The following is a 24492-nucleotide window of genomic DNA, read 5'->3' as shown; positions in this document are numbered from 1 at the left end:
AGAATCGGCGAACGCTCGCGCAACCGGCGACGCCGGAGTCGACAAGACGCGCACACACTCGAATGAAGGCGCCACACGAGATGTCGTGGGCGATGACGCGAACGCTACCCTACCAGTTGAATCACGCGCAAGAGTCCCTGGCAAGCGAAACAGCGTTCCCCACAAGGTAATGCCGCTCATTCCCCGCGGGTGTTGCGCGAAAGACTCACTATGGGCGTCGAAACGCATGGGATTTCACGCATGGCGGCGCATCTGGCGGCGCATTTCGCCGCGCACGAACGTCTCTATATGCGTCATCGGCGCGCGGCGGCTTTGTCGCGCGGTCGATCGCGGCGGCGCCGGCGCCGTCGTTTCGCCGCAGTCCCGGCGCCGCGTCGCCATGGAGAATGAGGCGGGGGAATGGGATTTGACCCGCGCAAGGGGAGGACCTAGAATGTTTCCACGAGAAAGATGCCGCCCCAGAAGGGCGGCACTTTGATTTTCAGACCCTCGCTGCATGGCGGCCGCTGCATGGCGGCGGGACCCGACGGGCGCCGGCGAGCTAAGGTCTCTCCGAAGGAGTCGCCAAGTGGTTTCGGCGCTGTTTCCGACCTATGCGCGGGCCGATCTCGCCTTCGAGCGGGGCGAGGGCGCCTGGCTCACCGCCAGCGATGGCGAGCGCTATCTCGACTTCGGCGCCGGCGTCGCGGTCAATTCGCTCGGCCATGGCCATCCGCATCTCGTCGGCGCGCTGACGGCCGCCGCGGCGAAGCCCTGGCACGTCTCCAATCTCTTTCAGATTCCAGAGGCCGAGCGCCTCGCCCGCAGGCTCGCGCAGGCGACATTCGCGGATCTGGTCTTCTTCACCAATTCGGGCGCCGAGGCGGTCGAATGCGCGATCAAGACCGCGCGCAAGTTCCATGCAGTGGAAGGTCGGCCGGAGCGCTATCGGCTCATCACTTTCGAGGGCGCCTTCCATGGCCGCACGCTGGCGACCATCGCCGCCGGCGGCAATCCCAAATATCTCGACGGCTTCGGCCCGCCGACCGACGGCTTCGACCAGGCTCCCTTTGGCGATCTCGACGCCGTGCGCGCGCTCGTCGGCCCGCAGACGGCGGGCGTGCTGCTCGAGCCCATTCAAGGCGAAGGCGGCGTGCGCGCGGCCCCGCCGCGCTTCCTGGCCGGCCTGCGCGAGCTCTGCGACGCGCATGGGCTGCTGCTCATCGTCGACGAGGTGCAGACGGGCATTGGCCGCACCGGGCGTTTCCTCGCGGTCGAGCATTCCGGCGTGACGCCGGACATCGCCGCTCTGGCCAAAGGCATAGGCGGCGGCTTTCCGCTCGGCGCCTGTCTCGCCACGGCGGAGGCCGGCAAGGGCATGACCGTCGGCGCGCATGGCTCCACCTATGGCGGCAATCCGCTCGCCACAGCTGTGGGCAACGCCGTGCTCGATGTGGTGCTGGAGCCCGGCTTCGTGGAGCGCGTCGCCGGCCTCGGCGTGCTGTTCCGCCAAAAGCTCGCCGAGCTCGAGGATCGTCATTCGTCGATCATTGAGAGCGTGCGCGGCGAGGGCCTGATGTTCGGCCTGAAGACGCGCGTGCCCAATGGCGACTTCGCCGCCGCGGCGCGCGAGGCCAAGCTGCTGACCATTCCCGCGAGCGACAATGTGGTGCGGCTGCTGCCGCCGCTGATCGTCGGCGAGAATGAGCTGGCCGAAGCCGCGCGACGGCTCGACGCCGCCTGTGTGAAGCTCGAGAGCGCCGGAGCCGCGCGATGACCGCCCATACGCCGCTGACGGGCGTCCGTCATTTCCTCGATATTTCCGAGCTTCCGCCGACCGAGCTGCGACGCATTCTCGATATCGCCGCGGCGATAAAGGCCGCGCGCGTGCGCGGCGCGCGCTCGAGCTACCAGCCTCTGGCCGGCAAGACGCTGGCGATGATCTTCGACAAGCCGTCGACCCGCACGCGCGTCTCCTTCGATCTCGGCATGCGCGAGCTCGGCGGCGAGACGATCATGCTGACGGGCCATGAGATGCAGCTCGGCCGCGGCGAGACGATTGCGGACACCGCCCGCGTGCTGTCGCGCTTCGTCGACGCCATCGTCATCCGCATTCTCTCGCATGACGATCTCACCGAGCTCGCTCGCTACGCCAGCGTGCCTGTGGTGAACGGGCTCACCAAGCTCTCGCATCCCTGCCAGGTGATGGCGGACGTGCTCACCTTCGAGGAGCATCGCGGCCCGATACAGGGCCGCACCGTGGCCTGGACCGGCGACGCCAATAATGTGCTGGCGAGCTGGGTCCATGCGGCGAAGCCCTTCGACTTCACGATCAATGTCGCGACGCCGCCGGAGCTCGCGCCCGGCGACGAGCTGGTCGAATGGGCGCGCGCCAATGGCGTGCGGCTCAATCTCACAGCCGATCCTTTCGCGGCTGTCGCCGGCGCCGACGCCGTCATCTCCGACTGCTGGGTGTCCATGGGCGACGAGCAGGAGGAGGCGCGCCGCCATGCGCTGCTCTCGCCCTTCCAGGTGAACGCCAAGCTGATGGAAGCGGCCAATAAGGACGCGATCTTCATGCATTGCCTGCCGGCGCATCGCGGCGAGGAAGTGACCGACGAGGTGATCGACGGCCCGCAATCGGTGGTGTTCGACGAGGCGGAGAACCGCCTTCACGCGCAAAAGGGCGTGCTCGCCTGGGTTTTCGGAGCGAACGGGCCATGACGCGACAGGCGCGCAAATGACGCGACGGGCGGATGAGGCCATCGCCCGGCCGGCGTCGCCCTTCGCCGAGGACGACAGCCTGCTCCCCTTCGCGGTCGAGCCGCTCGATCTGCGCGGACGTTTGACGCGGCTCGGGCCGGCGGCGCATTCCATCCTCACCCATTACGATTATCCGCCGGCCGTCGCGCGCCTGCTCGGCGAGGCGGCCGCGCTGACGACGCTGCTCGGCTCGCTGATCGAGTCGCATGGGCGCTTTCAATTGCAGACGCGCAGCGACGGGCCGGTCGATATGATCGTCGTCGATTTCGACGCGCCCGGAAAGCTGCGCGGCTTCGCGCGCTATGACGAGAGCCGCATCGTCGCCGGCATGGCTCCGGGCGATCTGCTCGGCCGCGGCCATCTGGCGCTGACGATGGAGCACGACCGCGACGCCGCGCGCTATCAGGGCGTGGTGCCGCTGGAGGGCGACGGCTTCGCCGAGGCGGCGCATCGCTATTTCCGCCAGTCCGAGCAGATTCCGAGCTATGTGCGCCTCGCCGTGGCCGAGAGCGTGACGCCCGCCGGGCGCAGCTGGCGCGTCGGCGGCCTGCTGCTGCAATATCTGCCGGGGACGCCCCTGCGCCCGCGCGATCTCGATCCCGGCGACGCGCCCGCCAGCTCCGCTCTTTCGAACGATAGCGAAGAGGACGCCTGGGTCGAAGGCCTGTCGCTGGCGGCGACGACACAGGATCACGAGCTGGTCGATCCGGGGCTCTCGGGCGAGCGGCTGCTCTATTCGCTGTTCCACGAGCGCGGCGTCACCGTCTATCCGACGCGCAGAATCGTCGAATCCTGCCGCTGCTCGACGGAGCGCATCGCCAATCTCCTGCGCAGCTTCGCGCCGCAGGACCGCAGCGACATGATCGGCGACAATGGCCGCATCGGCGTGACCTGCGAATTCTGCCGCACGCTGCGCGAGTTCGACCCGGCGGATTTCGAGTAGCGCGGGCGCTGCTTCCATCGATGGGGCGTGGGTGTTAAATCTAGCGAACATTGCAAACTTACTCGGCGATGGCTTAATTTTCAGCGTCGAGCGTCTTCCATCGAGCCGCCTATGAACGTTCAGCGTCCGCGCGGGCATCTGCTAAAATATGCCCCTAATACTTTTCGCAACCCAAAGTGCTATCTCAACCCTTTAGGTGGCTGCTGCGAAAAGATGACCAATGAACATCTTATGTCTCGTAATATAACGAACAAAGACCCACACAAGCGATACGACCCTACCGGAGTAGAAATACACAACCCGTTCCCGCTTGCATTCACATCGAAAGTTCTATGCAAGAATCACAACTCTTTGCTCAGCGAATTCGACGACGCTGGAACGAATCTATACAAGTCGATTGCTCTTATAAATACTGGAGAAATTCAAGCTCGTTTCGACATCAATGGAAATGACCTTGAGCGATTCATGATGCAGCGCCTCTGCGCTCATTCCTATGCAGGTGTGCTGAGCCGTAACGGGCGAAAAGTGACGAGAGTTCCTGACATCGCAATCATGCGGCGGTTCTTTACAACAGCTTCGATGCCCGCTCCGCTGGGCCTATATCTAACCTACCCACCGAAACACGTCCAAAGGCCTGGTATGCCCTCCGAGCTAGCCCCTTTACTCCACTCACAACACGACCGCCCCATCGGATGCCGTATCTCCTTCGGCCCGGTGGCGCTGCTGTTCGCGTGCGAAGCAGTCGACCTTTCAACTATTATATATGGGAACTATCGAACAGAGGGGTTGAGGTTCCATCGCGGGGGTAAGCGGATTGCAGAGATCCGCTTTCATTGGGAAAACGGGGCGCAGTCCCCCCCGCTTGATTTCGATTACGACCCAATCCTGTATGGAGAGGCTAGCTAAGCGAGACAAATCCGATAAGCACATTGCTGCCTCCATCGTTGATTGCGTTACCATTAGCCGCACAAGCCTCCCCCCTGAAGGGGAGGGTGAGGGCTGCAGTTTCATTCATTGAATTTTCGATAGCCGGCGGAGAGACGTCATGACGAAGACAATGGAGAAAATCCCGAACGTCCCGCACGACGCCGCGCTCACCGCCGGAACGCGGCTCCTCTCCGTCGATCGCCTGCGCGGGCTCGTCATCATCGTCATGGCGCTGGACCATGTACGCGATTTCTTCGACGCCGATGCGCTGCGCTTCGATCCGACCGATCTCGAACGCACCTATCCCGCTTTGTTCCTCACGCGCTTCGTCACCCATTTCTGCGCGCCGACCTTCACCTTTCTCGCAGGCGTCTCGGCCTATCTGCACGGGCTCTCGCTCGAGGATCGCGGCGCGCTCTCTCGCTTCCTGTGGACGCGCGGGCTGTGGCTGATCCTGCTCGACATTTTCATCATCAGCCCGGTGTGGACGGTGGGCTCGGGCGCGATCGAGCTGGGGACGCTCTGGGCGATCGGCTGCGGCATGATCGCGCTTTCGGCGCTCATCCATCTGCCGACGCGCGTCGTGCTGGCGATCGGCGCGGCGATCTTGCTTTCGCACAATCTCTTCGACGGCGTTCACGCGGCGCAATTGGGCGGCTTCGCGCCCTTGTGGAATGTGCTGCACGAGAAAGGGCCGCTGCCCTTCGGCCTGCGCGGCCAGGTCTATTATCCCGTGCTGCCCTGGATCGGCGTCATCGCGCTCGGCTATGGGCTCGCGCCGATCTTCCTATGGCCGCATGAACGTCGGATGCGGGCGCTCGTCACGCTCGGCCTCGCCTTTCTCGCGGGATTTGTCGTGTTGCGCTTCGCTGGCGTCTATGGCGACGTGCGGCTCTGGCTGACTTATCCGGAAGGCGTCAGAACGGCGCTGTCCTTCCTCAACGTCACCAAATATCCGCCCTCGCTGCATTACGCGCTGGTCACGCTCGGCGTCGGGCTTCTGCTGCTGCCGGCGCTGGAGCGGGCGGGCGGCGCCGTGGGGCGCGTGCTGGCCACATTCGGCCGGGTTCCGCTCTTCGCCTATGTGCTGCATCTCTACGCCATTCTGGCGGCGGCCGTGCTCGTCGCCATAGCGAAGGGCGTCGATATCAAAGGCCTCGAGAGCGGCGGGCCGCCGCCAGAGAATTACGGGCTCGGCCTCGCCGGCGCCTATGTCATTTGGATTTTGGTCATGGCGGCGATCTATCCCGCCTGCGTCTGGTTCGCGGGCGTCAAGCGCCGCCGCCGCGACTGGTGGCTGAGCTATTTGTAAAGGAACGGCGGCGTTATCCGCCGCCGTCCGTCATGCATCTCAATTGGCGTTGAGCCAGCGCAGCCCGCGGCACGCGGAGTCATGGCCATAGAGGCCTTTGACCAGACATTTCGCCGCATCGGGGTCGGTTTTCAGCGCCCACAGCGAGCGCGCCGTCACCGCCGTATCGGCGAAGTCGCTGAACAATCCATCGACGCCGAGCTTGTAGAAGGTCAGATATTCATTGACCGGAACGCCTTTGTAATCGCTGGCGAGACGGCGCTGCTCATTGCGGAACGTATAGGGATGCACGAGCAGGCCGGCCGCATGGGCGTCGGCGACGACGGAGGTCGGCGCCAGCAGCTTGCGATCCGCCTCATCGACAGAGCCGTCGCCATTGGCGTCGGCGCAGGCGTTGTTGACGATCTTTATGCAGGCGGAACTGATGAGATAGGTCTTCCACGGCCCGACGCCATCGGCATAGGTGCGGACCTCGGCGAGGCCGGCGGGCTTCAAGAGATCGGCGAATTTGCCCTGGCGGCCGGCGACGGTCCAATCATAAGGACGATCATAGGGCGGCGTGAAATCCAGCGAGCCGTCGGGATTGACGTCATTGGCGTCGATGAGCTGGATGAGCCGCACCGTCGTCTTCTTGCGCAGATATTTCAGATTGGCCTGCTCGAAGCTCTGGATGAAGACCGGAGCGCTATGATGGTTCCAGCCATGGCGCGTCAGCACGGCGAGCAGGCGATCCTCGAGCGGGAGGTTGATCATTTGATGATAGGTCGGATGCTTGGTCTCGGGATAGACGCCGATGACGCGGCCCTCTTCGCGGCCCTTGCGCTTGGCGAGCTCGATGATCTCGTCGAAGCTCGGAATGTGGAAGCGGCCGTTGAAGTCCGGGTCGCGCTCGGCGAAGGCCTGCACGGCGCCGATCTGCTTGATCTCGCTCCAGGTGAAGTCGCTGACGAAATAGCCTTCCTGCTCGACGCCGTCGACGACGGCCTTGCGCTTGCGGTTGGCGAATTGCGGCAGGCTCTTCACATTTGTGGTGGCGATGATGTTCGGCTCGTGACGGGCGATCAGCACGCCGTCCTTGGTGGAGACGAGATCGGGCTCGATGAAATCGGCGCCGAGCTCGATCGCGAGAGCGTAGGATTCGAGCGTATGCTCGGGGACATAGCCGCCGGCGCCGCGATGGCCGATGACGATGGGACGTTGGGGACCTTCTTCGGAGGCGACGGCGGACAGCGGCGCGAGAAGAGCGGCGCAAATCAGCGCGCGTGATGCGCGGGACAGAAGCTCGATCATGAAATAACCTCGAAACGATGTGCTTTTGACATCGCTCCGATAGATGGTCAGTCTCTCGAGCGCATGACGGCGGCGCGACATTCGCGCTGCCGCCGCCCTTGTTCCGCGCAGAAACGAGAGGTTTCGCAGTGAGCGCATTTTTGTTTCCGCCGCCGGAACCGGCCGCGCTCGCCATTGCCGGCGAGACCCGGCGCTTTCCCGTGCGGCGCATCTTCTGCGTCGGGCAGAATTACGCCGCCCATGCGCGCGAGATGGGCAAGGACCCGAGCCGCGAGCAGCCCTGCTTCTTCTCCAAGCCCGCCGACGCCGTGGTCGCCAGCGGCGCGACCATCCCCTACCCGCCCCGCACCACGGACCTGCACCACGAGATCGAGCTGGTGGCGGCGATCGGAAGCGGCGGAGCGGATATCGCCCGCGCCGACGCGCTCGCGCATGTGTTCGGCTATGGCGCCGGGATCGACCTCACCCGCCGCGACCTGCAGAGCGAGGCGCGCAAGGCCGGGCGGCCTTGGGACCTCTCCAAGGGCTTCGACAATTCCGCGCCGCTGGGGGCGCTGGCGCCGGCGACGCGCGTCGGCCATCCGGGCAAGGGACGCATCAGCCTCGCCGTCAATGGCGCGATACGGCAGGACGCCGATCTCTCCGACATGATCTGGAGCGTCGCGGAGATCGTGGCGATCCTGTCGCAATTCGTGCGGCTGGAGGCGGGCGATCTCATCTTCACCGGCACGCCGGCCGGCGTCGGGCCGATCGTTTCCGGGGACCATGTGACGGGCGAGATCGAGGGCGTGGGCGGCGTCGCGCTGACGGTTGGGTAGCGATTCGCGCGACGGCGGAAAGACCGCTCTTTCCGCCGATTCCCCGCGGGCCGAAAATGCTCTATGGTCCGCCGGTTCCGCGACCCTATGGAGCGTCCATGCCCAGCTTCGACCTTCGATTTTCCCGTCGCGCCGCGCTCGCCGCGGCGGCTTTCGCCGTCTTTGGCCTCGCCGCGCCCGCCCTCGCCCAGAAGGCGCCGAGCGGCAAGATCCCGGTCGAGGAGCTGATGGGGCCAAACGCCCTGCCGGATATCGTCGAGGGCAAGGCCGACGCGCCGATCACCATCGTCGAATACGCCTCCATGACCTGCAGCCATTGCGCGGCCTTCCACAAGGACGTCTATCCGACGCTGAAGAAGAATTTCATCGACACCGGCAGGGTGAAGTTCATCCTGCGCGAGTTCCCGCTCGATCCGCTGGCCACGGCGGCCTTCATGCTGGCGCGCAACGCCGGCGACAAGCGCGACGCGGTGGTCGATCTGCTCTTCGCCCAGCAGAAGAACTGGGCCTTCGTCGACAAGCCGCTGGACGGCCTCGCCGGCGTGCTGAAGCAGACCGGGCTCGGCCAGGAGAAATTCGAGGCGACGCTGAAGGATCAGCAGCTCTTCGAGAATGTGAGCAAGGTGCGCGACCGCGCGGCGGAGAAATTCGGCATTAATTCGACGCCGACCTTCTTCATCAATGGCGACAAATACAGCGGCGAGATTTCCGAGGCCGACCTCGAGAGGATTCTGACCGAGAAGACGAAGTCGTAAAGCGCATCGGCGCGAGGCTTCACGAGGCGAGCCTGAAGGCTCGCGGTCCGATCCCGCCCTTGGACCGCGAGCCTTCAGGCTCGCATCTTCTCACACCGCCCCCTCGCCGCCGACCAGGCCGGCGCCGATGGCGAGCCAGACGAGATGCGCATCCGTGCGGGCGCCCATCTTGGATTTGATCTGATAGTGGTAATTCTGCACCGTCTTGGCGCTGAGGTTGAGCGCCCCGGCGATCTCGTCCGTGGTGCGGCCGGAGGCGACGAGGCGGAGAATCTCCGTCTCGCGCGGCCCGAGATCGTCAATGGGCGAACGCCCCTCGGCGAGGCGCTCCGCCGCGATCTCCCGCGCTATGTCGTCGCCGAGCGCGCGGCCGCCATGGGCGACCGTCTCCACCGCGCGGACCAGTTCCGCCGCCTCGCCGCCCTTTGTGACGAAGCCGCTGGCGCCGGCCTCGAACGCCTTCAACGCATAGGCCGCGGCGTCATGCATGGTGACGACGAGAATGCGCGCCCTTTTGTCCCATTGCCTTATATGGCGCACCGCCTCCAGCCCGCCGGCGCCGCCGGTGAGCTGGAGATCCATCACCACCACATCGGGCGAGAATTTGCGATAGGCCTGATAGGCCGCGGCGGCGCTGTCCGCCTCGCCGACGACGCGAAAGCCCGGCTGGCGCTCGAGCAGGCGGCGATAGCCCTCCCGCACGATCGGATGATCGTCGACGAGCAGCACCGAGACGCCGCTCACGCCGCCCGCCCGAATGCGCCGGCGGCGTTGGAATTGGCCGGCGCCAGCGGAATGCGCGCCGCGACGCAGACGCCGCGCGCGGCGCGGTCGATGGAGAGGCTGCCGCCGAAGGCGGAAACGCGCTCGCGCATGCCGAGCAGGCCATGGCCGGCGGAAAAGTCGATGCGCGTCGGATCGCCCTCGCCATCGTCCTCCACGGTGAGGGCGACGAAACCATCATTGGAGGCGAGCCGCTCCACGCGGAGAAAAACCTCGCTCGGCCGGCCGTGGCGCATGGCGTTGGTGAGGCATTCCTGCGCGATGCGGAAGACGCTGGTGGAGACCGCGGGTGGCACGCCGGCGAGATCGCCCATCAGATCGAGATGCACGACTGCACGAGGCGCCGTCTGCGCGTTCCAGCCGGCGACGAGCTGAACGAGGCAGGCCTCGAGGCCCAGCTCGTCGAGATCCTGCGAGCGCAGCCGCGCCAGCGCCTCGCGCAGGGTCATCGTCATGCGCCGCGCCACCTTGCCGACGGAGCGCGCGTCGGCCGCGAGATCGGGCCGGTCGGACGCCCCCGCCTCTATCGCCGCAGCGAAGGCGCTGGTCGCCGTCAGGCATTGGCCGAACTCGTCATGGAGATCGCGCGCCAGAGCGCGGCGCTCCTCCTCCTGCACCTCGAACAGCCGCTTGGTCAGCGCGACCCGCTCCGCCGTCGTTTGCGCCAATCGCTCGGCGAGGTCGTTGACGGCGCGGGCGATGAGGCCGAACTCGCCGCTGGTGAAGGATTTGATGCGATGACGGTAATTGCCATTCTCGAGCCGGCGCAGCCCATCGACGATGATCTGCGTCGGCGCCAGCGCGTGGAAGATGGCGAGCGCCGCCAGCAGGCAGACGCCGACCGCCATGGATGCGGCGACGCCGGCGACGATGGAGATTTCGCGCCAGGCCTGCCGCACGGCGGCGCCCTGATCGGCGCGCGCCACCACGGCGCCCGTCTCCGGCTGGCGCACGGTGAGCGGCCGCGACACCGGCGCCGGCGCGCCGAACAGAAGATCGAAAGCGCGGGTGAACCATTGCGGCGCCTCGACGCCGACGCCATCCATCTGGCTGCACAGAACGCGCGGCTCCTCCGTCCCCGGCGCGAAAGTGATGCAGACGCCGGGGGAGACCAGCTTCAAAGTCGCCAGCGATTCCCAATTGGGAATGGGCAATATGTTGTCGCGCCGCATGGAGCCGCGCCAGAGAATCTCGCGCCAGAAGAGATGCTCGAGCTCATGGGCGACGCGCTCGGCAGAGCCTCGCGTTTCCGCGCGAATGGAGCGATTGGCGTCGTCCATCACCCAGCCGATGGCGAGCGCCAGGCAAAAGCCCACAATGGCGACGAGTCGCATGATGAGGCGAATGATCAATTGCATCGGGCTTCGCTCCGGCTTTCTCCCAGCATCGCCGAGTAAAGCAGGAATCGCCTTGACCGCCAATGCGATCCGGCCGCCGCTCTGCTTTACCTCGGGAAGATCGGGCAAAATGCCCGGGCGACGCGGGTCCGGGCGCCCTAGGACGAGAGGCGGCGAGCAGGCAGGATCGCCCCTCTCCCCTGTCGGGGTTTTCGGAGATTTACGATGAGACAGCGATCGATCGCGGCGCGCCTGCCGTCGCGCAACGCCTTTCTGCTCGCCTTTGCGACGCTGCTGCTGGGCATGGCGCTCGCCATCGCCTGGATCTTGGGCGTCACTCTGTTCTACCCGGACAGCGCGCTCGCCCAGGCCATTCCCCGGCGCGACGATCTCATCCGCGCCCATATCGATTATCTGATGATGGCGCAGTTCGTCTTTGTCTTCGCGCTGCTGTTCCGCCAATACGCCATACGGCCGCCGATCTGGATGATCGTCTCTATCTGCTTCGGAACCTTCAACAATCCGCTGTCCTTCGCGCTGCGCGCGCTGACGCCGAAGATCGATCCGGCGACGCTGCCGCCGGTCGAGCCGCATTTTCCCCTGATTGCGGGCGTGAGCTTCACCCTGACGACGGTGGGATTTCTGACGGCGGCCTTCCTCGCGGCGCGCGCGGCTTGGCGCGCCGGCGAAGCCGCGGCGCCGACGATCGCTCGGAGCCTCGAGCGAGCGGAGTAACTCCGAGCGCGAGCGAGCCTGACGGCTCGCGGTCCAGGATGCGCTTTGGACCGCGAGCCTTCAGGCTCGCTCGCGCCTATGCTTTGTCAGACCAGCCGGCTCTGCGCCTTCGCCGCCTCGATGAAGCTGGCGAAGAGCGGATGCGGCTCGAAGGGGCGCGACTTCAGCTCCGGGTGATATTGCACCCCGATGAACCAGGGATGGTCGGGAATTTCGACCGTCTCCGGCAGCACGCCATCCGGCGAGGAGCCGGCGAAGGAGAGGCCATGCGCCTCCAGCCGCTCGCGATAGGCGTCGTTCACCTCATAGCGGTGGCGATGGCGCTCCGATATATCGCAGCGGCCGTAGATGGCGGCGATGCGCGAGCCGGGCTTCAGATGGGCGGGATAGGCGCCGAGGCGCATCGTGCCGCCGAGATCGCCGCTCGCGGAGCGCTGCTCCAGCGCATTGCCGCGCAGCCACTCGGTCATCAGGCCGACGACGGGCTCCTCGCAGGGGCCGAATTCGGTCGAATTGGCCTTGTCTATGCCGGCGAGGGCGCGCGCCGCCTCTATGACCGCCATCTGCATGCCGAAGCAAATGCCGAAATAGGGAACGCCGCGCTCGCGGGCGAAGCGGGCCGCGAGAATCTTGCCCTCCGCGCCGCGCTGGCCGAAGCCGCCCGGCACGAGAATGCCGTTCACATGCTCGAGATGGGCGGCCGGATCGGAGCTTTCGAACACCTCCGATTCGATCCAGTCGAGATTGACCTTCACGCGATTGGCGATGCCGCCATGCGCCAGAGCCTCGATGAGGCTCTTATAGGCGTCCTTCATGCCGGTATATTTGCCGACGACGGCGATCGTGACCTCGCCCTCGGGATTGTTCACGCGCTGCGTCACCGCATTCCAGCGGCTCATATCCGGCTTGGGCGCGGGGTCTATGCCGAAGGCGGCGAGCACCTGCGCGTCGAGCCCTGCCGCGTGATAGGCGCGCGGCACGTCATAGATGTGGGCGGCGTCGCGCGCCTCGATCACCGCATTCTCGCGGACATTGCAGAAGAGGCCGAGCTTGCGGCGCTCCTCGCGCGGAATCTCGCGATCGGTGCGGCAGAGCAGAATATCCGGCTGAATGCCGATGGACCGCAACTCCTTCACCGAATGCTGCGTCGGCTTGGTCTTCAGCTCGCCGGCGCTGGGGATGAAGGGCAGCAGCGTCAGATGGATATAGATGCAATGCTTCTCCGGCAGCTCATTGCCGAGCTGGCGGATCGCCTCGAAGAAGGGCTGGCCCTCTATGTCGCCCACCGTGCCGCCGATCTCGATCAGGACGAAATCGACATGGTCATTGCCCTCGAGGGCAAATTCCTTGATGGCGTTGGTGACGTGAGGAATCACCTGGATCGTCGCGCCGAGATAGTCGCCGCGCCGCTCCTTGGCGATAATGTCCTGATAGATGCGCCCGGTCGTCACATTGTCTTGGCGACAAGCGGGACGTCCGGTGAAACGCTCATAGTGGCCGAGATCGAGATCGGTCTCGGCGCCATCGTCGGTCACGAAGACCTCGCCGTGCTGGTACGGACTCATCGTGCCAGGATCGACGTTGAGATAGGGATCGAGCTTGCGCAGCCTCACGGTGTAGCCGCGCGCCTGAAGCAATGCTCCGAGCACCGCCGACGCCAAGCCCTTGCCGAGTGAGGAGACCACGCCGCCGGTGATGAAGATGTACCGCGCCATGGGGCCTTACGCTTATCGCCTCTGGATCGATTCGGAAAAGACTTTTTTCGTCGGCCGGCGGAATTCCACCGGCCGTTCGCTGGCCGAAGCTGCGAAGGGCGGCCCTCGCGAGCCGCCCGCGCCTCACTTCTGCTCGGCCGGAGCCTTGTCTGCGTCTGCGCCCTCGGGGGCTTTCGCCTCGGGCTCCTTCGCGCCTTCCGTCGCCGGAGCGGCGGCAGCAGGCGGCTCGGCCGCCGGCGGCGTCGCGCCCTGGCGCTGCTGCTGGACGCGCTGCAGCTGGTCGAAGATGCTTTCTTTCTTGTCCGTCGGAGCCGGCGTCGAGGCGCCCGTCGCCGGCGCGCCGGCCGGCGGGATCTCCTTGAGCTCCAGCTTGCCGGGATCGACCCCCTCGCTACCGCGCTCCCAGGCCGGGAGAACAGTGAGCGCGATGCTCGTCAGAAAGAAGATGGCGCCGAGAATGCCGGTGGCGCGGGTGACGGCGTTGGCCTGGCCGCGGCCCGTGAACAGGCCGCCGCCGCCGCCGATGCCGAGCGCGCCGCCCTCCGACTTCTGATAGAGAATCAGAACGACGAGAGCGACCACCACCATCAGGTGGATGACGATGATAACCTGCTGCATGAACCGCTGTCTCCCGACGCCCGGTTTCCGCCCGCCCCGCGGCCCGCGCATGTTCTTGTCGCGGGCCTTCTACACCAATTGCGCGGGCCTAGGGAAGGGGCGGCGCCGATCGCCCGATCAATAGGACTTGCCGTCCTGGCCCTTCCAGCCGCTCGGGGCTTGATCGAAGCGCGTCTCGTCCTTGAATTCGATCGTGGCGCCCGGCTCGATATATTGCCGGCCCTTGATCTCCTGATTGGAGACAGTCGTCGAATAATATTTGCTGGCCGAGCAGCCCTCCTTCACGGCCCCGGCCTCATCCGGCTTGCAATCGAGATTGGCGCCCTTGGGGAACTCCGCCGTGCCGGTGAAGTAGAATTCGACGGCCTTATGGCCCGCGCCCTCGACATCCAGCTGCCAGAAACGCGACACCTCGAATTTGACCACCTTGACGTCCGGATCGAACTTCTGCTTCAGCCGATTCTCGAAAACCGAGCGGGCGTTGTCGGCGGTCGGATCGCAGGAGAACAGGCAGAAGGCCTCGGCGCGGCCGGCGGTGAGCGCGGTCGCGAGCAGGGCGGCCGCCACGATCTTCGATTTCGACATGAAACGCGTCTCCTCTTTTCGTTTTTATCCTTCACGCCGGCCTAATGCGACGGGCGCGAAGCGGGGCTCCTTATGGGGCTCGGAACGCAGGCTGCACGGCCGTCGCGATCCCGGCAAGCCGGCCGCCTCGGACAGATTGTCGCATCACGATGGATTTCTCCGCGATGTTGCCTTGCGGCAGCGCGCGCCTTATTGACGGCGCAACCCCGAGAACCAGAGATAGAGAGGATTTCATGGCCGCCTACAAGCTCCTTCTCCTGCCGGGCGACGGCATCGGCCCGGAAATCATGGCCGAGGCCGAAAAGCTCATCGCGTTTCTGAGCGCCTCCGGCGTCGCCTCTTTCGAGACGGAGAAGGGCCTCGTCGGCGGCTCCGCCTATGACGCCCACGGTCAGGCGATCAGCGAATCCGACATGGCCATGGCCCAGAGCGCCGACGCCGTGCTGCTGGCCGCCGTCGGCGGGCCGAAATGGGACGGCGTTCCCTATGACGTGCGCCCCGAGGCCGGCCTGTTGCGGCTGCGCAAGGATCTCGGCCTCTTCGCCAATCTGCGCCCCGCCATCTGCTATCCGGCGCTGGTGGACGCCTCCTCGCTGAAGCCCGATCTCGTCGACGGCCTCGACATTATGATCGTGCGCGAATTGACCGGCGGCGTCTATTTCGGCGAGCCCAAGGAAATCACCGATCTCGGCAATGGCCAGAAGCGCGGCGTCGATACGCAGGTCTATGAGACCTATGAGATCGAGCGCATCGCCCGCATCGCCTTCGAGCTCGCCCGCAAGCGCACCAACAAGGTCACATCGTCCGAGAAGGCCAATGTGATGAAGTCCGGCCTTTTGTGGCGCGAGGTGGTGACGGCCCTGCACGCCCGCGAATATGCCGATGTGCAGCTCGAGCATATGCTCGCCGATGCGCTGGGCATGCAGCTGGTGCGCCGGCCCAAGCAGTTCGACGTCATCGTCACCGACAATCTCTTCGGCGATCTTTTGTCGGACGTCGCCTCCATGCTGACCGGCTCGCTCGGCATGCTGCCCTCCGCCTCGCTCGGCGGGGAAGACGCGGCGACCGGCAAGCGCAAGGCGCTCTATGAGCCCTGCCACGGCTCCGCGCCGGATATCGCCGGCAAGGCGCTCGCCAATCCGATCGCCATGATCGGCTCTTTGGTGATGGCGCTGCGCTATTCCTTCGGCCTGACCCCGGTCGCCGATGCGATCGACAAGGCGATCGCCGACGTGCTGGCCGCCGGCCTGCGCACGGCCGACATCGCCGGGCCGACCGACAAGCCGGTCTCGACGAGCCAGATGGGCGACGCGATTCTGGCGGAGCTGAAGAAGACGCTGGGGTGAGGCCATCCGGCCCGGCGGCTCCGTTCGCAGAGCCGTCGGGCGTCGGCCGCGCCGCTCCTCGTCTCGCTCGCCTCGTCCCGCATGGCAATATGAATGAAATGCGCTATGATTGCTCGTCTATGAGAACGAGCGTCGCATGAAACCCTATATCGCCATCATCCACCAGGAAGGCGACAGCGCCTATGGCGTGAGCTTTCCCGACGCGCCCGGCTGCTTCTCGGCCGCCGACGAGCTCGACGATCTGTTCGCCATGGCGACGGAGGCGTTGGAAGGCTGGACCGAGGGGATGATCGAGGAAGGTCTTCCGATCCTGCCGACCCGCGATTTGTCCGAGATAATGGGCGACCCGGAATGGGCGGAGAGCTTCGCCGACGCCGTTCTCGTCATAGCCCTGCCGCCGCCGCGCGCCCGATCGACGCAACAGGCGGCCTGATTACTCCTTTGCCCAGCCAGCCTGCTTGTAGATATTCCGCGCCGTGCCGAGCGGAATATCGGACCTAGGATGCGGAACCGTCACGAGATTGCGTCGGCCGTCTTTCGCAAAGTGATGATGCGATCCATTGATGCGCACGAGTCGCCAGCCTTCACGCTCCAGGCGGCGGATAATATCGCGACTGTTGGTGAGCATGAGGCGCCTTCAGGATTCGGTGACGCCTATCTATCTACACGGCTACGGAGAAACGCGCCCATCCGTCGATGCGTTGGCGGCGCCGATATTCTTCATATCCCCAATATCCCCAATATCCCCGATATCCCCGTATTTCTTCCTCGCTATTGTGATCGTTAAAGCGAGTCGCGGGTCGCCCCTCGACCACATGCTGGAAAAAGCGCGCGGACGGGCGGCGCAGCTATCAACCGCCACTCGTCGCGGAATGCGAGCCTGAAGGCTCCGCGTTCGGCGCGGTCCCTGGACCGCGAGCCTTCAGGCTCGCCTCCACCTCCGCGCGGATCGGCTCCAGCTCCTCCTCTGTGAACGTCTCCTTATCGAGCAGCCGCTTCGCCGTCTCCTCGTGAATGCTCGCGCAGGCTTTCAAAATCCCAGTAGCGCGGATGAAAGCGTCGTTCACCAGCTCCCGCACGGCGCGGTCGATGCGCGCGCTCGTCTCCTCGCTCGCCTGCGAGCGCTGGCCGAGATCGGCTATGTCGAGATAGCGCGGCCGCTCGGCGATATAGGACGCCTGACCGACCGCGGGCTCCATGCCGTAGCGCGTCGCCATGGAGCGGGCCATTTCCGTCGCGCGCTGCAGATCGTCGGCGGCGCCGGTCGTCGCCTCGTGGAACACATTCATCTCGGCCGCGCGGCCGCCGAGCAGAACCGTCATGCGATTCATCAGCTCGGTGCGCGTCATCAGATAGCGGTCCTCGGTCGGCATTTGCATCGTATAGCCGAGCGCGCCCATGCCGCGCGGAATGATCGAGACCTTCTTGATCGGGTCCATATCCGGCAGCGCCATGGCGACGATCGCATGGCCCATCTCGTGATAGGCGACGATGCGCCGCTCGCGCGGATGCAGCAGGCGATTGCGCTTCTCCGGCCCGGCGATCACACGCTCGATCGCCGAGGTGAAATCGTCCAGCGTCACCGAGACCGCGCCGCGCCGCGTCGCCAAAGTCGCCGCCTCATTGACGAGATTGGCGAGATCGGCGCCGGTGAAGCCCGGCGTCATCGCCGCAATCTGCGCGGGATCGATATCGGCGCCGAGCTTGATCTTGCGCAAATGCACTTTCAAGATCGCGGCGCGGCCGATCTTGTCCGGCCGATCGACGGAAATCTGCCGATCGAAGCGGCCGGCGCGCAAAAGCGCCGGATCGAGCACCTCGGGCCGATTGGTGGCGGCGAGCAGCACGACGCCGGCGCTCGGATCGAATCCATCCAATTCGGCGAGCAATTGATTGAGCGTCTGCTCCTTCTCGTCATGGCCGCCGGAGAGGCCCGAGATGCCGCGCGCGCGGCCGAGCGCATCCAATTCGTCGATGAAGATGATGCAAGGCGCCGAGGCGCGCGCCTGCGTGAACAGATCGCGCACGCGCGCGGCGCCGACGCCGACGAACATCTCCACGAATTCCGAGCCGGTGATGGAGAAGAAGGGCACGCCCGCCTCGCCCGCCACCGCGCGGGCGAGCAGAGTCTTGCCGGTGCCGGGCGGGCCGACGAGTAGAATGCCTTTGGGAACGCGCGCGCCGAGACGCCCATAGGTCTTGGGGTCCTTCAGAAAGGCGACGATCTCCTGCAATTCCTCTTCGGCCTCGTCGACGCCGGCGACATCGGCGAAGCCGACCTTCACATCCGTCTCGACGAAAATCTTGGCGCGGCTCTGGCCGATCTGCATGACCGAGCCCAAGCCTTGCGTCATGCGGCGCGACAGAAAGCTCCAGACGAGGAAGAACAGAGCGATCGGCACGACCCAGGAGAGCAGAGTCGAGACCCAGGTGTTTTCGACGATTCCGGAATATTTGACCTTGGCGGCCTCGAGCTCGGCGGCGACATCGGTCGGCACGCGCACCGCGACGAGCTGCTTGCGCCCGTCCGACATGGGCTCCTTCAGCGTGGCGCGTAGGACGTCGCTCCCGACCTCGACCGAGTCGATCTTGCTGTCGCGCAAGAGGGTCTGGAACTCGCTATAGGGAACGACCTCGGTCTGACGATAGACCGTCCACATCTGCTGCAGTATGAGCACGCCGATCAGCGCCAGCAGAAAATAGGCGAGATGAAAAGACCAGGCCTTGTCCTTCGGTGGCTGCTCCATGAGTCGCGCCTCATCGTCGCTAGAGTGATTCCGGTTCAGATCGAACCGGAATGACCTTCGATCTCCTTGTTCTGCCGTGTTTTCTTCACGCGAACCGGTTCCCACTTCGCTCGAAAACACTCTAAAGATGGGCCGAGCGTCCGCGCGCACCGAGAAACGAGTCGCGCTGGTGGAATATAGGCGCCGCCGCGAGCTTATCCATCGGCGCGCATGTCGCAGGCCGATGGGCCGGCGCGGCTCGCTCGCTACTTGCGCTCAGCGTGGCGTTTGCGCGCCGCTCTTGCCGCCGTCTTTTTGTTGGGGAGAGCTTCGGCTCGGCGCGCTTCGAGCGCCGGCGGGACGCTCACTTTCTCCACCGCGCCTTCCGCGACTGCGCCTTCTGGCGCAAGGCAGACAGCGAGCAGGCGCTCGATCAGAGGACGCATCGTCGCTTCATTGGCGTCCCGGAGCGCCTCCACGCCGAGGACTTGGCGCAATATCGAGATTCCGAAGAGGCAGGCGTTGAAGAGAGTGGCGCGCTCCAGCGCCGCCGGCCCCTCGAGCGTCGCGGCGATAGGGCCGATGAATTCCGGGCCGCTGCGCATACGCAATACTTCGCGCGCTTGCGGATTGGTCATGGAGCGCACGACGATCTGCAGCGTCTCATTCTCGCGCTCGCCGAACAGGCCCTCGGCATATTGCGCGCTGAGGCTGCGCCCTTCCGAAACGACCGGCCGTTCCTTCGCCCGCGAGGCCGTCAGCGCCGCCGCATAGAGCTGCTCCTTGGAGCCGAAGGCGCGGTGGACGAGCGCGACATCCACGCCGACATCCGCCGCTATGTCGCGAAGCTTGACGTCCTCATAGGAGGCCGAGCCGAAACGCGCGAGCGCCGCCGCGAGAATGCGCCCGCGCGTTTTCTCTCCGCCGCGGCTTTCTTTCGGCTTCGCCTGCATCTCGATATCCCGTCCCCCGCCCGAGCGCAGGCAAGATATGCGCCCGCCGGCGGCGGTCAATCCGACATGCGGCCGACCAACTCAACATCGTTGACTTTTTCTGAGTCTCACGTATTTTCTACCGTAGGCGCTGCTGCTGGAACGAGCGCGAAGCCATTTCGATAGGCCGTCATTTCCGAAAGCCGTCATTGCAGCACGCCAGATGAGGGCGCAACCGGTTCCGCGAGGCTTCGGCGCCGTCCCTATCGTCTGGACCATCGATCTTTCTGTCGAGCATCGATACGAAGAAGAAGGATGAGATGAAAGGACGCATTCACCTTCTGGACCCCGATCGACCGGACGAGGCGCTCGAGGTCGACGTCATCGCCCATGACGAATCTGTGCTTTCGGTCGGCGTGCCGAACACCTACGTCAGCTTCGATCTCACGCGCTACGACACGAGCGCGCCCTATCGCGGCGTGCTCGGCGGACGCAGCTTCGTTTTCACTCCCCCTCCCGCGCGTCGCCGTTCGCCGGCGCAGCCGCGCGAAGCGCCGACAGGCGTCGTCGCCAAAAAGCGAACGCTCCAGAAGATTTGAGCCGGCGAAATCGGCTGTAGCCGGCGCGGCCCTTCAACCGCCGCGCACGGCCGTCTCGAGAAAATCCTCGAGCGCGCGAATATAATCCATATCCTCGAAGGCTCTGCGCTTCTCGGCGGCGACGCGGGCGGCGAGCCCGGCGCGAGAGGCGCGGTCGCGCCCGAGGCGCACGGCGATCTCGACATAATGATCGAGCGAGGAGGCGATCGTCTCCTCGCAGCCGATGCGGCGCAGAATCGCGGCCGTATGGCGCCCGCGCATGAATGCGCCGGGCAATGTCACGATCGGGCGATCGGCGCCGAGCAGATCGAGCGTCGAGCGGCCCCCGGACCAGCCTGGCGTATCGAGAATGACATCCGACGCGGCCGCGGTGGCGATGAACAGCTCTTGCGGCATTTGCGGCAAAATCACGCAATGATCTTCCGCGGAGAGTCCGGCGGCGGCGAAGACGCGCTGCATCCGCGCGCGGAAGACCGCAGTCACCTCCTCGCTCTTGGCGAAGGCGATGAAGAGGAATTTGCACGGCCCGATCGCCGCGGCGATGCGCGGAAAAACGGAATCATAGCAGGGCAGATATTTGTAGAGCGCTTGTCCCGAGAAGAAGATCGGCGCGTGCGGCTCGGCGTCGAAAAGCGAGCGATCGAGCTTTTGCAGCGCGAGCGTCTCCGCCGTGTAATGCAGGCCGAGATTGGGCAGAAGCGCGAGACGCTCGGTATAGAAGCGCTCGGCGCCTTCGGGCTCCATCAGCTCGCTCGACAGAAAATGGTCGATCGTCGGCATGCCGCTCGTCTCTGGCTGGCCCCAGGCCATGCATTGCACGGGCGCGAGACGCTGCGCCGCGAGCCAGCCGGACACGGGATCCATGCCGATCTCTGGATAGAGCAGAACATGCGGCGCCGCGGCGACAATGGCCTCGCGCCAACCTTCCGGCGTCGAAGGCTCGCGCGGAAATTGGTCGCAGGCCTGCGCGGCGCGAATCGTCTCGGCGTCCTCGGTCTTGCCCGTATGGAAGCCGATGATCTCGAAACGCGCGCGATCGAGCTTCTCGATCCAGCTCTCGAGAAAAAGACGGAACACGGTATGGCGGCAGAAGAAGCCGCTGACGATTCCAACGCGTATGCGCTCGCTCGCCGCCGGCGGCGGCGCGAGCGGCGCGGCGGGATGCGCCTGCGCGAGAGTGCGGCAGGCGAATTCGCCATAAAGCGTCTGCAATTGGCGATCGTCCTCGCCCTGATAGGGAAGGAAGAAGGGCTGCGTCGCGGAGATCGCCGGCGCGAGCGCGGCGGCGATCTCCGCATCCTGCGCGGAAGCGGCGAGCGCTGCGAGCGCCTGCGCATAGCGCGCGCGGCGAATGGCGATCTCCTCCTGCGTGTCATAGAGGATCGGCAGTTCCGCCATGCAGAGCGCGATGCGCGCGCCGCCATGGCCGGGATCGGCCGCGATGGCCGCGCGATGGCGCGCCACCGCGTCATCGGTGCGTCCCTCGAGATGCAGCAGGCAGCCGAGATTATAATGCGCGTCGGAGAGATCGGGCTTCAGCGCCAGCGCGCTCTCATAGCAGACGATCGCCTCGGCATGACGGCCGAGCTCCTGCAGCACGACGGCGAGATTGTTCCAATAATTGGCGTCGCCGGGCGCGAGACGCACGGCGATGGTGAGACGCGCGGCGGCTTCGCTCCAGCGGCCGCGCCGCATCAGCCAGCGGCCGAAATTGCCCTGCGCCTCGACGAGCCGCGGCTCGAGCTCTATGGCGCGCAGAAAGGCCGCCTCCGCCTGTGCGGCGGGGCCGATCTCGGCCAGCGCATTGGCGAGATTGTACCAGATCGCCGGCTGATCCGGCGCGCATTGCGTGGCCTCGGCGTAATGCGCGGCGGCGGCGGCGCCATGGCCGAGATCCATCAGCGCGCTGGCGAGATTGCAATGCAGCGCGCCGGAGCCGGGCCGCAGCGCGACCGCGGCGCGATAATCCTCGACCGCCTCCTCGAGCCGCCCCAGCGCGCGCAGAGCGAGCGCGCGGCTGTTGTGATGGATCGCCTGTCCGGGCGTGATGGCCATCGCCTTGGCGATCAGCGCGAGGCCCGTTTCCGGCGCGCCGCGCTCCGCCTCCAGAAGGCCGAGAAGATGCAGGCTGTCGGCATGTTCCGGCCAGCAATCGAGAACGCCGCGATAGAGCGCCGCGGCCTCGTCGATCTGTCCCGCCTCGTGGCGCGCGCGCGCCTGTCGAAAAGCCGAATCCGGCGTGATGTCGTTCATGCTTCGCGAGTGATCCACGAATCGGGCCGAGCCACAACTGTGCTCTATCTCGGACGCCGATGTTGCGCCATCTTATTCGCCGTGTTTCTGAACGGCGAACGATCGCGCCATCCTCTCCGGCCGCCGCCGCGCTAAATGTCGTGTCGATGCGTCTTTCGTCACGACGCTCATTGCAAGCCTCGGTAGGCTGCACACCAGCGGTGCTCGCCGTGAGAGTGAGAGGTCCCATGGACGCGCTCCAGCCGAATGCGACGCCACGTTGGGAATGGCGCATCTTCGGCGCCGATCTCGCGGCGCTGGAGGCCAAGCTCGGCTCGCCGACGAGCCTGCCGCGCCGCAGCGACGAGATCTATCTGCTGAACGCGCTGACGCCGCATTCCGCGAAGCTTCGCGACGAGGCGCTCGAGGTGAAGCGTCTGCTGCGCGTCGACGATGGGCTGGAATTATGGGAGCCCGCCTTTCGGGCGCCCTTTCCGGTGACGGCGGAGCGTCTCGCCGCCGCCGCCGCGGCCCTGGCGCTGCCGCTGAGCCGGCTCGATCGCGCCGCCTATGACGAGGCGCGTTTTCTTGCGGAGATCGTCGCGCCCTGCCCCGCGCTGCGCGCCGTCGCGGTGCGAAAGTCGCGGCTGCGCTTCTCCTTTCGCGGCTGCGCGGCGGAATTCGTGCGGCTGCAGATCGGCCCCGCGCCAATGGAGAGCGTCGCTCTGGAGAGCGAGGACGAGCGCCGCCTCGCCGCGGCGCTCGACGCGCTCGACGCCGATCCGCGGCTCAATGTTAATTTTCCCAAAGGCGTCGAGCGCGCCGCCGCTCTGGCGATCTGAGCAGGAGGAGGAAGGAATGGGCGTGGAGATCGAGCGGAAGTTTCTGGTCACGCGTGAGCTGTGGCGGCCGCGCAACGACGGCGTGGCCTTTCGCCAGGGCTATCTCTCGCGCGCCGAGGATCGCGTGGTGCGCGTGCGCATCGCCGGCGGCGCCGCCTTTCTGACGATCAAGGGCCGAACCTCCAACGTCACCCGCTCGGAGTTCGAATATCCCATTCCCGTCGAGGATGCGCAGATCATGCTCGATCGCCTGTGCGAGCGGCCGCTGATCGAGAAGACGCGCTATGAGGAGGTGTTCGGCGGCCATTTCTGGACCGTCGACGTGTTCCTGGGCGAGAATGACGGGCTGATTATCGCCGAGATCGAGCTCGGCTCCGAGGAGGAGAGCTTCGACCGTCCGGGCTGGCTCGGCCGCGAGGTCTCGGGCGATCCGCGCTATTTCAACTCTGAATTGTCGAAGCGGCCCTTCGGCTATTGGAACACGCCATAGCGGTTCCGAGCCCCGCTTCGACAAAGCCCCCGGAAATCGGCTAAAGATCGCTCTCCCTCGAGAAAGCGAATCAAAAGCCCATGACCATCCGCCTGCATACGGGCGACCTGCCGGACGGCGCCGATCTCGGCCCCGTCGTCGCCATCGACACGGAAACGCTCGGCCTCAATCCGCATCGCGACCGGCTCTGCCTCGTCCAGCTCTCCGGCGGCAATGGCGACGCCGATCTCGTGCGCATCGCGCCGGGCCAAACCGCGGCGCCCAATCTGACGCGCATGCTCGCCGATCCGAAGGTGCTGAAGCTCTTCCATTTCGCGCGCTTCGACATCGCCATTCTGGCCAAGACCTTCGGCGTGATGGCGGAGCCCGTCTATTGCACCAAGATCGCCTCCAAGCTCATCCGCACCTACACGGATCGCCATGGGCTGAAGGATCTGGTGCGCGAATTGCTCGGCGTGGAAATCTCCAAGCAGCAGCAATCCTCCGACTGGGGCGCGGCGACGCTTTCGGACGCGCAGCTCGCCTATGCGGCCTCGGACGTGCTCTATCTCCACGCGCTGCGCGAGAAGCTCGACGCCATGCTGGCGCGCGAGGGCCGCGCCGATCTCGCGGCTCCCTGCTTCGAGTTTCTGCCGACGCGCGCGCGGCTCGATCTCGCGGGCTGGCCGGAGACCGATATTTTCTCGCATGAATGACGCCTCGAATTCGCCATGCGGTCGGCGTTATCTCGCGGCGGTTCTAGAGTGTTTTCGAGCGAGGTGGGAA

At 65.7% G+C, this 24492-nt stretch carries 23 protein-coding genes; 13 read left to right on the top strand and 10 right to left on the bottom strand.

Annotated elements, in window-relative coordinates:
• Window positions 1–568 precede the first annotated feature (568 nt).
• The 4 genes from A1351_RS06210 (at window position 569) to A1351_RS06190 (ending at window position 5924) form a co-directional block, all read left to right on the top strand.
• Complete coding sequence (locus A1351_RS06210; RefSeq protein ID WP_064032509.1) at window positions 569–1756, top strand: aspartate aminotransferase family protein; 1188 nt, start codon at window positions 569–571, stop codon at window positions 1754–1756.
• Window positions 1753–2703 carry an ornithine carbamoyltransferase gene (argF, locus tag A1351_RS06205; RefSeq protein ID WP_064032508.1) on the top strand — a complete coding sequence of 317 codons (951 nt, stop codon included), beginning with the start codon at window positions 1753–1755 and terminating at the stop codon, window positions 2701–2703. The genes A1351_RS06210 and argF overlap by 4 nt, the downstream gene beginning before the upstream one ends.
• Window positions 2704–2719: 16 nt before the next feature.
• On the top strand, window positions 2720–3685 hold the full coding sequence (locus A1351_RS06200) for an Hsp33 family molecular chaperone (protein WP_024881395.1): 966 nt from the start codon (window positions 2720–2722) through the stop codon (window positions 3683–3685).
• A 1045-nt stretch (window positions 3686–4730) separates the two neighbouring features.
• Window positions 4731–5924, top strand: a complete 1194-nt coding sequence (locus A1351_RS06190; protein WP_024881396.1) for a DUF1624 domain-containing protein — start codon at window positions 4731–4733, stop codon at window positions 5922–5924.
• Window positions 5925–5963: 39 nt separating this feature from the next.
• Here A1351_RS06190 and A1351_RS06185 read toward each other — a convergent pair whose 3' ends face one another.
• The gene (locus A1351_RS06185) at window positions 5964–7214 is read right to left on the bottom strand and encodes a glycerophosphodiester phosphodiesterase (protein ID WP_083967181.1); all 1251 of its coding nucleotides are present in this window, start codon (window positions 7212–7214) and stop codon (window positions 5964–5966) included.
• A gap of 128 nt (window positions 7215–7342) precedes the next feature.
• Between A1351_RS06185 and A1351_RS06180 the strand changes: the two genes are divergently transcribed.
• Both A1351_RS06180 and A1351_RS06175 read left to right on the top strand, forming a co-directional pair.
• Window positions 7343–8032 (top strand): fumarylacetoacetate hydrolase family protein, encoded by a 690-nt coding sequence (locus A1351_RS06180; RefSeq protein WP_024881398.1) that lies wholly within the window; start codon window positions 7343–7345, stop codon window positions 8030–8032.
• A 98-nt stretch (window positions 8033–8130) separates the two neighbouring features.
• Window positions 8131–8787, top strand: coding sequence for a DsbA family protein (locus tag A1351_RS06175; RefSeq protein ID WP_024881399.1), 657 nt, complete (start codon window positions 8131–8133; stop codon window positions 8785–8787).
• 90 nt (window positions 8788–8877) lie between these two features.
• Here the strand turns inward: A1351_RS06175 and A1351_RS06170 are convergent, their stop codons facing one another.
• Together A1351_RS06170 and A1351_RS06165 are read right to left on the bottom strand one after the other, a co-directional pair.
• Window positions 8878–9531, bottom strand: coding sequence for a response regulator transcription factor (locus tag A1351_RS06170; protein ID WP_026599596.1), 654 nt, complete (start codon window positions 9529–9531; stop codon window positions 8878–8880).
• Window positions 9528–10928: a sensor histidine kinase gene (locus A1351_RS06165; RefSeq protein WP_064032506.1), complete on the bottom strand. Its 1401-nt coding sequence runs from the start codon at window positions 10926–10928 to the stop codon at window positions 9528–9530. The genes A1351_RS06170 and A1351_RS06165 overlap by 4 nt, the downstream gene beginning before the upstream one ends.
• Window positions 10929–11132: 204 nt before the next feature.
• On the opposite strand from A1351_RS06165, the gene A1351_RS06160 reads away from it, so the two are divergent.
• Window positions 11133–11642, top strand: a complete 510-nt coding sequence (locus tag A1351_RS06160) for a hypothetical protein (RefSeq protein ID WP_024881402.1) — start codon at window positions 11133–11135, stop codon at window positions 11640–11642.
• 86 nt (window positions 11643–11728) lie between these two features.
• Here A1351_RS06160 and A1351_RS06155 read toward each other — a convergent pair whose 3' ends face one another.
• From A1351_RS06155 to A1351_RS06145, 3 genes are all read right to left on the bottom strand, one after another.
• Window positions 11729–13357 (bottom strand): CTP synthase, encoded by a 1629-nt coding sequence (locus A1351_RS06155; protein ID WP_026599598.1) that lies wholly within the window; start codon window positions 13355–13357, stop codon window positions 11729–11731.
• Between the two features lie 123 nt (window positions 13358–13480).
• Entirely contained in the window at window positions 13481–13975 is a 495-nt protein-coding gene (secG, locus tag A1351_RS06150; RefSeq protein WP_064032505.1) for a preprotein translocase subunit SecG, read from the bottom strand.
• Window positions 13976–14092: 117 nt separating this feature from the next.
• Window positions 14093–14560 (bottom strand): hypothetical protein, encoded by a 468-nt coding sequence (locus tag A1351_RS06145; RefSeq protein ID WP_024881405.1) that lies wholly within the window; start codon window positions 14558–14560, stop codon window positions 14093–14095.
• Window positions 14561–14793: 233 nt separating this feature from the next.
• On the opposite strand from A1351_RS06145, the gene leuB reads away from it, so the two are divergent.
• Both leuB and A1351_RS06130 read left to right on the top strand, forming a co-directional pair.
• Window positions 14794–15906 carry a 3-isopropylmalate dehydrogenase gene (gene leuB / locus A1351_RS06135; RefSeq protein WP_026599601.1) on the top strand — a complete coding sequence of 371 codons (1113 nt, stop codon included), beginning with the start codon at window positions 14794–14796 and terminating at the stop codon, window positions 15904–15906.
• Window positions 15907–16042: 136 nt separating this feature from the next.
• Window positions 16043–16339 carry a type II toxin-antitoxin system HicB family antitoxin gene (locus A1351_RS06130; RefSeq protein WP_024881408.1) on the top strand — a complete coding sequence of 99 codons (297 nt, stop codon included), beginning with the start codon at window positions 16043–16045 and terminating at the stop codon, window positions 16337–16339.
• On the opposite strand, the gene A1351_RS06125 is transcribed toward A1351_RS06130, so the two are convergent.
• From A1351_RS06125 to A1351_RS06115, 3 genes are all read right to left on the bottom strand, one after another.
• Complete coding sequence (locus A1351_RS06125; protein WP_024881409.1) at window positions 16340–16534, bottom strand: type II toxin-antitoxin system HicA family toxin; 195 nt, start codon at window positions 16532–16534, stop codon at window positions 16340–16342. It abuts the gene before it with no gap.
• Between the two features lie 223 nt (window positions 16535–16757).
• Window positions 16758–18653 (bottom strand): ATP-dependent zinc metalloprotease FtsH, encoded by a 1896-nt coding sequence (gene ftsH / locus A1351_RS06120; protein WP_064032503.1) that lies wholly within the window; start codon window positions 18651–18653, stop codon window positions 16758–16760.
• A 245-nt stretch (window positions 18654–18898) separates the two neighbouring features.
• Entirely contained in the window at window positions 18899–19585 is a 687-nt protein-coding gene (locus A1351_RS06115; RefSeq protein WP_157096129.1) for a TetR/AcrR family transcriptional regulator, read from the bottom strand.
• Between the two features lie 299 nt (window positions 19586–19884).
• Here A1351_RS06115 and A1351_RS06110 point away from each other — a divergent pair, with 299 nt between their 5' ends.
• The gene (locus A1351_RS06110) at window positions 19885–20163 is read left to right on the top strand and encodes a hypothetical protein (protein ID WP_024881412.1); all 279 of its coding nucleotides are present in this window, start codon (window positions 19885–19887) and stop codon (window positions 20161–20163) included.
• A 33-nt stretch (window positions 20164–20196) separates the two neighbouring features.
• On the opposite strand, the gene A1351_RS06105 is transcribed toward A1351_RS06110, so the two are convergent.
• Window positions 20197–22416 carry a tetratricopeptide repeat protein gene (locus tag A1351_RS06105; RefSeq protein WP_064032501.1) on the bottom strand — a complete coding sequence of 740 codons (2220 nt, stop codon included), beginning with the start codon at window positions 22414–22416 and terminating at the stop codon, window positions 20197–20199.
• Window positions 22417–22643: 227 nt separating this feature from the next.
• On the opposite strand from A1351_RS06105, the gene A1351_RS06100 reads away from it, so the two are divergent.
• From A1351_RS06100 to A1351_RS06090, 3 genes are all read left to right on the top strand, one after another.
• Window positions 22644–23237 (top strand): hypothetical protein, encoded by a 594-nt coding sequence (locus A1351_RS06100; RefSeq protein ID WP_064032500.1) that lies wholly within the window; start codon window positions 22644–22646, stop codon window positions 23235–23237.
• Between the two features lie 16 nt (window positions 23238–23253).
• Window positions 23254–23727 carry a CYTH domain-containing protein gene (locus tag A1351_RS06095; protein ID WP_024881415.1) on the top strand — a complete coding sequence of 158 codons (474 nt, stop codon included), beginning with the start codon at window positions 23254–23256 and terminating at the stop codon, window positions 23725–23727.
• An 80-nt stretch (window positions 23728–23807) separates the two neighbouring features.
• Window positions 23808–24422, top strand: coding sequence for a ribonuclease D (locus A1351_RS06090; protein ID WP_024881416.1), 615 nt, complete (start codon window positions 23808–23810; stop codon window positions 24420–24422).
• Window positions 24423–24492: the final 70 nt, after the last annotated feature.

The organism is Methylosinus sp. R-45379, from assembly GCF_001644125.1.
Classification (GTDB): domain Bacteria; phylum Pseudomonadota; class Alphaproteobacteria; order Rhizobiales; family Beijerinckiaceae; genus Methylosinus.
This window is presented reverse-complemented; position numbering and strand designations above follow the sequence as displayed.

Excerpts from the sequence above, each read along its gene's own strand:
- argF (WP_064032508.1), top strand. The coding sequence starts at position 1,753 with ATGACCGCCCATACGCCGCTGACGGGCGTCCGTCATTTCCTCGATATT.
- A1351_RS06200 (WP_024881395.1), top strand. The coding sequence starts at position 2,720 with ATGACGCGACGGGCGGATGAGGCCATCGCCCGGCCGGCGTCGCCCTTC.
- A1351_RS06190 (WP_024881396.1), top strand. The coding sequence starts at position 4,731 with ATGACGAAGACAATGGAGAAAATCCCGAACGTCCCGCACGACGCCGCG.
- A1351_RS06185 (WP_083967181.1), bottom strand. The coding sequence starts at position 7,214 with ATGATCGAGCTTCTGTCCCGCGCATCACGCGCGCTGATTTGCGCCGCT.
- A1351_RS06175 (WP_024881399.1), top strand. The coding sequence starts at position 8,131 with ATGCCCAGCTTCGACCTTCGATTTTCCCGTCGCGCCGCGCTCGCCGCG.
- A1351_RS06165 (WP_064032506.1), bottom strand. The coding sequence starts at position 10,928 with ATGCAATTGATCATTCGCCTCATCATGCGACTCGTCGCCATTGTGGGC.
- A1351_RS06160 (WP_024881402.1), top strand. The coding sequence starts at position 11,133 with ATGAGACAGCGATCGATCGCGGCGCGCCTGCCGTCGCGCAACGCCTTT.
- A1351_RS06155 (WP_026599598.1), bottom strand. The coding sequence starts at position 13,357 with ATGGCGCGGTACATCTTCATCACCGGCGGCGTGGTCTCCTCACTCGGC.
- secG (WP_064032505.1), bottom strand. The coding sequence starts at position 13,975 with ATGCAGCAGGTTATCATCGTCATCCACCTGATGGTGGTGGTCGCTCTC.
- A1351_RS06145 (WP_024881405.1), bottom strand. The coding sequence starts at position 14,560 with ATGTCGAAATCGAAGATCGTGGCGGCCGCCCTGCTCGCGACCGCGCTC.
- leuB (WP_026599601.1), top strand. The coding sequence starts at position 14,794 with ATGGCCGCCTACAAGCTCCTTCTCCTGCCGGGCGACGGCATCGGCCCG.
- A1351_RS06130 (WP_024881408.1), top strand. The coding sequence starts at position 16,043 with ATGAAACCCTATATCGCCATCATCCACCAGGAAGGCGACAGCGCCTAT.
- A1351_RS06125 (WP_024881409.1), bottom strand. The coding sequence starts at position 16,534 with ATGCTCACCAACAGTCGCGATATTATCCGCCGCCTGGAGCGTGAAGGC.
- ftsH (WP_064032503.1), bottom strand. The coding sequence starts at position 18,653 with ATGGAGCAGCCACCGAAGGACAAGGCCTGGTCTTTTCATCTCGCCTAT.
- A1351_RS06115 (WP_157096129.1), bottom strand. The coding sequence starts at position 19,585 with ATGCAGGCGAAGCCGAAAGAAAGCCGCGGCGGAGAGAAAACGCGCGGG.
- A1351_RS06110 (WP_024881412.1), top strand. The coding sequence starts at position 19,885 with ATGAAAGGACGCATTCACCTTCTGGACCCCGATCGACCGGACGAGGCG.
- A1351_RS06105 (WP_064032501.1), bottom strand. The coding sequence starts at position 22,416 with ATGAACGACATCACGCCGGATTCGGCTTTTCGACAGGCGCGCGCGCGC.
- A1351_RS06100 (WP_064032500.1), top strand. The coding sequence starts at position 22,644 with ATGGACGCGCTCCAGCCGAATGCGACGCCACGTTGGGAATGGCGCATC.
- A1351_RS06095 (WP_024881415.1), top strand. The coding sequence starts at position 23,254 with ATGGGCGTGGAGATCGAGCGGAAGTTTCTGGTCACGCGTGAGCTGTGG.
- A1351_RS06090 (WP_024881416.1), top strand. The coding sequence starts at position 23,808 with ATGACCATCCGCCTGCATACGGGCGACCTGCCGGACGGCGCCGATCTC.